General features: G+C 66.6%; 5 protein-coding genes, 1 tRNA gene and 2 rRNA genes. 7 read left to right on the forward strand and 1 reads right to left on the reverse strand.

All coding sequences use genetic code 11. The annotated features are described in order from the left end of the window. From VP06_RS37450 to VP06_RS29535, 3 genes are all read left to right on the forward strand, one after another. Positions 1–232 (forward strand): 23S ribosomal RNA (locus tag VP06_RS37450); the annotation flags it as partial. Positions 233–314: 82 nt separating this feature from the next. Next, positions 315–431 (forward strand): 5S ribosomal RNA (rrf, locus tag VP06_RS29530). A gap of 43 nt (positions 432–474) precedes the next feature. After that, positions 475–551: transfer RNA gene (locus VP06_RS29535), tRNA-Met, on the forward strand. On the opposite strand, the gene VP06_RS35570 is transcribed toward VP06_RS29535, so the two are convergent. Further along, positions 522–863 carry a hypothetical protein gene (locus tag VP06_RS35570; protein WP_082167696.1) on the reverse strand — a complete coding sequence of 114 codons (342 nt, stop codon included), beginning with the start codon at positions 861–863 and terminating at the stop codon, positions 522–524. The two genes, VP06_RS29535 and VP06_RS35570, sit on opposite strands and share 30 nt — an antisense overlap. 154 nt (positions 864–1017) lie before the next feature. On the opposite strand from VP06_RS35570, the gene VP06_RS29545 reads away from it, so the two are divergent. From VP06_RS29545 to VP06_RS29560, 4 genes are all read left to right on the forward strand, one after another. Beyond that, positions 1018–2049 carry a hypothetical protein gene (locus tag VP06_RS29545; protein ID WP_048467388.1) on the forward strand — a complete coding sequence of 344 codons (1032 nt, stop codon included), beginning with the start codon at positions 1018–1020 and terminating at the stop codon, positions 2047–2049. A gap of 469 nt (positions 2050–2518) precedes the next feature. Next, positions 2519–3778 carry an aromatic ring-hydroxylating oxygenase subunit alpha gene (locus VP06_RS29550; RefSeq protein WP_048467389.1) on the forward strand — a complete coding sequence of 420 codons (1260 nt, stop codon included), beginning with the start codon at positions 2519–2521 and terminating at the stop codon, positions 3776–3778. A 4-nt stretch (positions 3779–3782) separates the two neighbouring features. Then, the gene (locus VP06_RS29555; RefSeq protein ID WP_048467392.1) at positions 3783–4928 is read left to right on the forward strand and encodes an FAD-binding oxidoreductase; all 1146 of its coding nucleotides are present in this window, start codon (positions 3783–3785) and stop codon (positions 4926–4928) included. Between the two features lie 157 nt (positions 4929–5085). Further along, complete coding sequence (locus VP06_RS29560; protein WP_048467390.1) at positions 5086–7128, forward strand: NADH:flavin oxidoreductase; 2043 nt, start codon at positions 5086–5088, stop codon at positions 7126–7128. Positions 7129–7348 lie beyond the last annotated feature (220 nt).

Consider the following 7348-nt stretch of genomic DNA (forward strand, 5'->3'; position numbering starts at 1 on the left):
TCGAGAGGGACCGGGATGGACGAAACTCTGGTTGGCCTGTTGTTGCGCCAGCCGCAGTGCAGGGTAGCTATGTTCGGTCGGGATAACCGCTGAAGGCATCTAAGCGGGAAACCCCCCTCGAAACGAGACCTCCCTTGAGAGCCGTGGAAGACGACCACGTGGATAGGCTGGATGTGCAAGTGCGGTAACGCGCTGAGCTGACCAGTACTAATCGCTCGATCGGCTTGATCGCTCTCATGATCCGTGTCCGGATCGGACCTCACGCACGATGAAGACCAACACCGATATGCTTGCCGGACGACGTGCTTGGCCGGTCTGGTGGTCAGAGCGGGGTGATCGCAAACCCGATCCCATCTCGAACTCGGCCGTTAACTGCCCCAGCGCCTATGGTACTGTGTCTCAAGACACGGGAGAGTCGGTCACCGCCAGACCTGCCAAGCACGGCAACATTCCCTCATCGCGACAACACCCTGGCGCGGGGTGGAGCAGCCCGGTAGCTCGTCAGGCTCATAACCTGAAGGTCACAGGTTCAAATCCTGTCCCCGCAACCAACCACACGACAAACCCCGCTCAGGCTCGGCCGGCGGGGTTTTTCGCGTCGAGGCAGGCGGCAAGGGCAGCTTCTGCAGGGCAGCCCGCACCTCGCGCTGGAGCGCGGCGCCGTTGTGGCGGACGACGATCGCCCCGATGACTCTGAGATCGCCGGCGACAGAGGCCGCGATCGGAGCACCGGTGAACGCTTGCGAGGCGGACTCCTTTACAGTCACGGCGGTCCCGTCATGGAACCGCAGCCGCATCCGGTCCTCGTGGTCAGACCAGTCGAGAGCGCGTAAGGCCCCGACCTCGTCGAAGACCGGAGGCATCGTGCCGATCCTCCTCGGTTGATGAGAAGACCATTCCGGCGACCCTGATCGAAGGGTTTGGAACCGCTACGTCAATGTCCCGACCGTATCCACCCCTCATACACGTGCGATGCGAGCGCTTTCTTGGTATGGATGTGGCTGACGGGAGCGCAGGATGGACTGGTTCGAACGGCTGACCGGGTTCCGTGAGATCGGTTACAGCGAGACGCAGGCCCGCCTGCGCGTGATCGACGGCCGCCTGGTGCGGGAGGGCACGGACGAGAGCTATGCGACCGGGACGCTGACGCTGCCTTCTTTGGCCGAACTGCGCGTGGCAGCGGTGGGCGTGCAGCGACCAGGACGACTCCGGCTGAGCATCGTCGAAGGTGATGTGCGCGCCATGCATCGTCTTCCTGAGAATCAAGGCGCCCTGTTCCAGGTCGCCTCGCAGTTTAACATGCTGGAGATGGTCGGGCCCGGCATCACTCCAGAGGAGGGCGTCACCGGCTACGCCCACGACCGAACGCAAGGTCCGGCCTGCGCCATCGCGGCGGGAGCCGCCACGATCTACCGCAATTACCTCGTGCCCTGCGAAGGCGAGATCGGCCAGACGGCGGAGCGGCAGCTCGACGGGCTCGCGGATCTGGGGGATGCCCTGGCGCAGCGCCTCGGCAGCACGCGGGCCGCGCTGTGGACCATGCGCAATGGCTATGCGTTGCCGACACAGTCGGGTCTCGCGGCCATTGCCGGGCATTTGAGCCGGACCGATGAGGACGCCCTGGACGACCTCCGCGGCCGACTGAGGCTTGGCCTGCACACCGATGTGGACGTCACCGACGGACCGGCGCCGCGGCAGCGCGTCAGCCAGATTTTTTGCTCGGCGCTGCCGGTCGCCTACACGCGCCTCGCGAGAGAGGCGTGGGCGCCGTTCGCCCGCCTCGTCCTCGATGCCGCTTACGAGGGGACGCTGCTGGTTGGCCTGCTGAACGTGGCGCGCGGTGCCTCGAACCGTGTGCTGCTGACCCGCCTTGGCGGAGGTGCCTTCGGCAACGCGGACGACTGGATCGATGCGGCCATGCTGCGGGCGCTTCACTTGGTTCGTGACCGCGATCTTGATGTCGCCATCGTGAGCCACGGGCGACCGTCGCTGGGGTTAAAAGCCCTCGTAAGGCAGTACGACGAGGGAGAAGCCACGCCAGCACGGTGACGGGCTCGAGCTTAGCCACCGTCCGCGACAGCTCGTGATACGGCCTCCTCAGGTCAAGGAGTGAAATCGTTTCAACCTTGACTGCGTGAGCCCCGACCTAGAGCGCTTCACGATTGCGTTGCAATCGCGAAGCGCTCTAGGTCTTTGATTTTTGCCGCATTTTCTACGACGAACCGGTGTCCACTTCGTCGGACAATGCTCCAGGCAGACTTCGCCAGAATAGCCACCGGTCCGGCGACAACAATCTGATCTGAGCGGCGAGATTCTGTGCGCCCGTTTCGGCGTGTCGCGAATTTCGGTCTTCGCGATGGTCGAGACCGAGGGCGGGCCGTGAGAGCCCGCAGGATCGGGCTGTCGCGCGGGATTGGGCGGGCGTCGCAGCGAGCCAAGGGAATGTCGCTGGCGCGGCAGCGGAGGCCCGGCCCCACGGAGATAGTCGTCCTCGCTCGATATGGCTTTGCGAGGCCCCATGCTCGACGTCACGCCGACCCCGCTGCAGCGCCTCCTGCGCGAGCGTCGCCCCGGATACAGCCTCCCGGCGCCGTTCTATCTCAGCCCCGAGATCTTCGAGGCTGACATGGAGGTCATCTTCGGCCGTCACTGGATCTATGTCGGTGTGGAGCCCGACGTGCCGGAGGCCGGCGACGTGATGGTCGTCGATATCGGCAAGACCTCCGTGGCGATCCTGCGCGACGACGACGGCGAGATCCGCGCCTTCCACAATGTCTGCCGCCATCGCGGCGCCCGGCTGGTCCACGACGAGAAGTCGACGGTCGGCAACCTGGTCTGCCGCTATCATTCCTGGACCTACGACCTCACCGGCAACCTGATCCATGCCGAGCATATGGGGCCGGATTTCAAACGAGGCTGCCATGGCCTGAAGCCCGTGCATCTTCGCTCGCTCGAAGGTCTGCTCTTCCTCTGCCTCGCCGACGAAGCTCCGTCCGACTTCGACGAGATGGCGGCTCGGCTCGGCCCCTACATCGCGCCGCACAACCTGCGCGACACGAAGGTGGCGTTCCAGAAGGACATCATCGAGCCGGGCAACTGGAAGCTCACGATGGAGAACAACCGCGAGTGCTATCATTGCGGGGCCAACCATCCCGAGCTGACCGTGCCGCTCTTCGCCTACGGCTTCGGCTTCGCGCCGGAGGAGATGGACGAGCACGACCGGCACCAGGCCGAACGCTACGCCCGCCTGCGGACGACCCGGCACGCCGAGTGGGAGGCCGAGGGCCTGCCCTCCGCGGAGATCGACGAGCTTGACACGATGGTGACGGCCTTCCGCACCGAGCGCCTGCCGCTCGACGGCGAGGGCGAGTCCCACACGATCGACACCAAGGCCGCCTGCAAGACGCTGCTCGGCGACTTCACCAACGCCAAGCTCGGTGGCCTCTCGGTCTGGACCCAGCCGAATTCCTGGCACCACTTCCTCGGCGACCACATCGTCACCTTCTCGGTGCTTCCGCTCGATGCCGGGCGCTCGCTCCTGCGCACCAAGTGGCTCGTCCACAAGGACGCGGTGGAAGGCGTCGATTACGATCTCGCCAACCTGATCGGCGTCTGGGACGCCACCAACGACCAGGACAGCGAACTCGTCGGCATCTGCCAGCAGGGCGTCGCGAGCCCGGCCTACGAGCCCGGACCGTACTCGCCGAACACCGAGATGCTCGTTGAAAAGTTCTGCAACTGGTATGTCGGCCGCATGGCCGCGCATCTGGGGCGCTAACGCCATGACGTCGGCCCCCGTCTCGACCGAACCGGCCTCCGCCCGTCTCGCGGCCACCGCGTCCTGGGATGCGGAGGCCGACGATGCCCTTGTCTGCCTCGCCGTGCGCCAGGAAACGCACGACGTGAAGACCTTCGTGCTGGCCGCGCCCGAGCCCCGGCGCTTTGCCTACGCGCCGGGTCAGTTCCTGACCTTCGCCTTCGAGGTCGGCGGCGAGACGATCCATCGCTGCTACACGATCTCCTCGGCGCCGACGCGGCCGCACGCCCTGTCGATCACCGTCAAGCGGGTGCTCGGCGGTCCGGTCTCGAACTGGCTGCACGACACCCTGAAGGCCGGCGACACCGTGCGGGCCCTCGGGCCGATGGGCGACTTCTCCTGCTTCACCCATCCGGCGCGACAGTACCTGCTCCTGTCGGGCGGCAGCGGTGTGACGCCGATGATGGCGATGGCGCGCACCTTCCACGATCTCGGCGAGCCCCGCGACGTCGCCTTCGTCCACTCGGCCCGCAGCCCGGCCGACATCGTGTTCCGCGGCGAGCTGGAGACGATGGCCCGGCTCGACTCAGGGTTCCGCTTCCACGCGGTCTGCGAGGCGGATGCACCGGACGAGGTATGGACCGGCCCCAAGGGCCGGCTCTCCCTCGACATCCTCACGCAGGCGGTGCCGGATTTCCGCGAGCGCGAGGTCTTCGTCTGCGGACCGAAGCCCTACATGGACTCCGTGCGGGCGATGCTGCGTGCTGCCGGCGTCGACATGGCCCGGCACCACGAGGAGAGCTTCGACTTCGGTGCCCTGCCGGAGGCCGACCAGAGGGCCGCCGCAGAAGCCGGCCGTGCACTGGATGACGACGCTGCGACCGAGGCTGTCCCGGCCACGACGGTGCGGACCTTCCGGGTCGAGTTCGCCAAGACCCGCCGGGTCCTCGACTGCCCGGAGGATTCGACGGTGCTCGACGCCGCCCGCAAGGCCGGCCTCCGGCTGCCCTCGTCCTGCGCCAAGGGCCTGTGCGGCACCTGCAAGTCGAAGGTCACCAAGGGCACGGTCGCGATGACCCATGCCGGCGGCATCCGCCAGCGCGAGATCGATGCCGGCATGGCTCTGCTGTGCTGCTCCAAGCCGACGAGCGACCTCGTCGTCGAGCGCTGACGGCCCGCCCTTTCACTTCTCCAAGAACCTAAGCAGACTTGCGTTGGCAGGCCAACGCTTCGTCCGCTTAGTTTCTTATTTGATCGTAGATTTTTGCCGCCGTACTGGTGACTACTTCGGCGAAATCTGCTTAGCCCCTGCCTTCGGGAGTCGTCCCGTGATCGCCAATGCCGACGCGCTCTTGAAGCCGCTGACCATCAAGGGCCTCACCATCCGCAACCGGGTGATGTCGACGAGCCATGCCCCCGGCTATGGCCGGGACGGCAAACCCCAGGAGCGCTACCAGCTCTATCACGCCGAGAAGGCGAAGGGCGGCATCGGGCTGACCATGTTCGGCGGCTCCTCCTCGGTCGCCCCCGACAGCCCGGCCGCGCCCTGGAACCAGATCTCGGTCGCGGACGATTCGGTGATCCCGTATTTCCGGCAATTCTCCGACCGGGTGCACGCCCATGGGGCCAAGCTGATGATTCAGCTCACCCATATGGGCCGGCGCACCAAGTGGGACACGGAGCACTGGCTGCCGACGATCTCGCCCTCGTCCCGGCGCGAGCCCGCCTCCCGCACCATCCCCAAGGAGATGGAGGAGGAAGACATCGCCCGGGTGGTGAAGGGCTTCGCCGAGGCGGCGCGCCGCTGCCGCGAGGGCGGCCTCGACGGCTGCGAGGTCTCGGCCGCCCACGGCCACCTGATCGACCAGTTCTGGTCTCCGAGCGTCAACCAGCGCACCGACAAGTATGGCGGCAGCCTGGAGAACCGGATGCGCTTTGGCATCGAGGTGCTGGAGGCGATGCGGGCCGCGGCCGGCGACGACTACGTCATCGGCCTGCGCATGTCGGGCGACGAGATGATCGCCGACGGGCTCTCCCACGAGGATTGCCTGACGATCGCGACCGAATACGCCAAGCGCGGCCTCGTCGACTTCCTCAACGTGCTGGGCGGCCAGGCGCGCGACCACATCGCCCACGCGATCTCGCTGCCGAACATGTCGTTCCCGGTGGCTCCGTTCCTGTTCCTGCCGAGCGCGATCAAGCGCGAGGTCGACATCCCGGTCTTCCACGCGCAGCGCGTCACCGATCTGGCGACCGCGGCGCGCGCCGTCGCGGAGGGCCATGTCGACATGGTGGCGATGACCCGCGCCCATATCGCCGACCCGCATCTGGTCAAAAAGCTCTCCGAGGGCCGCGCCGACGACATCCGCCAATGCGTGGGGGCCGGCTACTGCATCGACCGGATCTATGTCGGCGGCGACGCGCTCTGCATCCAGAACGCCGCCACCGGCCGCGAGGCGACGATGCCGCACGAGATCCGCAAGGCGGATCGGCGCCGGCGCGTCGTGGTGATCGGCGCCGGGCCCGGCGGCCTCGAGGCGGCCCGGGTCTGCGCCGAGCGCGGCCATGCGGTGGTGCTGTTCGAGAAGAGCGGCCAGGCCGGCGGCCAGATCGGCCTCGCCGCCAAGGCCGGCTGGCGCGAGGCGCTGTCGGGCATTCCGCGCTGGCTCGTCGCGCAGGCGACGAAGCTCGGCGTCGATCTGCGGCTCAACACCGAGGCGACCGAGGCGGCGATTCTGGCCGAGACGCCGGACGTCGTCATCGTGGCGACCGGCGGCACGCCGTCGCGCGGCCACGCCAAGGGCGCCGCGCAGCACGCCGTCACCACCGCCGAGGTGCTTGCCGGCGCGGTCGAGCCGACCGGCTCGGTCCTGCTCTACGACGAGATGGGCCAGCACAACGCCTCGTCGGTCGCCGAATGGCTCGCCAAGCGCGGCTGCCTCGTCGAGATCGCCACCCATGACCGCATGGTGGCGGAGGAGGTCGGCACCACCAACCAGCCGATCCACCTGCGCGACCTGTACAAGCTCGGTGTCGTGATGACGCCGAACATGGAGCTGATCGAGATCTACCCCGAGGGCAACCGGTTCGTCGCCGCTCTGCGCAACACCATGACGGATGCCGAGGAAGAACGGGTCGTCGACCGCATCGTGGTCGATCACGGCACGCTGCCGGTCGATGCGCTGTATCACCGGCTCAAGGCGGCGTCGGTCAATCGCGGCCAGATCGACCAGGACGCGATGCTGCGCGGCGAGCCGCAACCCTACGACCTCTCCAAGGGATACGCCCTCTACCGCATCGGCGACGCCGTGGCCGGCCGCAACATCCATGCGGCGATCTATGATGCGCTGCGGTTGTGCAAGGACATCTGAATCCTGGGACCTTTAGAGCATTTTCCGACCAAGTGGACACCGGTTGGTCGCAGAAAATGCGGCAAAATCAAAGACCTAGAGCACTTCACGATTTCCACGTGATCGGGCAGTGCTCTAAGCGGATTTCGCCGAAGTGGTCACCAGTTCGGCGGCAAAAATCTGCGATCAAACAAGACCCTAAGCGGACGAAGCGTGGGCCTGCCAACGCAAGTCTGCTTAG

It is taken from the genome of Methylobacterium aquaticum (genome assembly GCF_001043915.1).
In the GTDB taxonomy this organism is placed as follows: domain Bacteria; phylum Pseudomonadota; class Alphaproteobacteria; order Rhizobiales; family Beijerinckiaceae; genus Methylobacterium; species Methylobacterium aquaticum.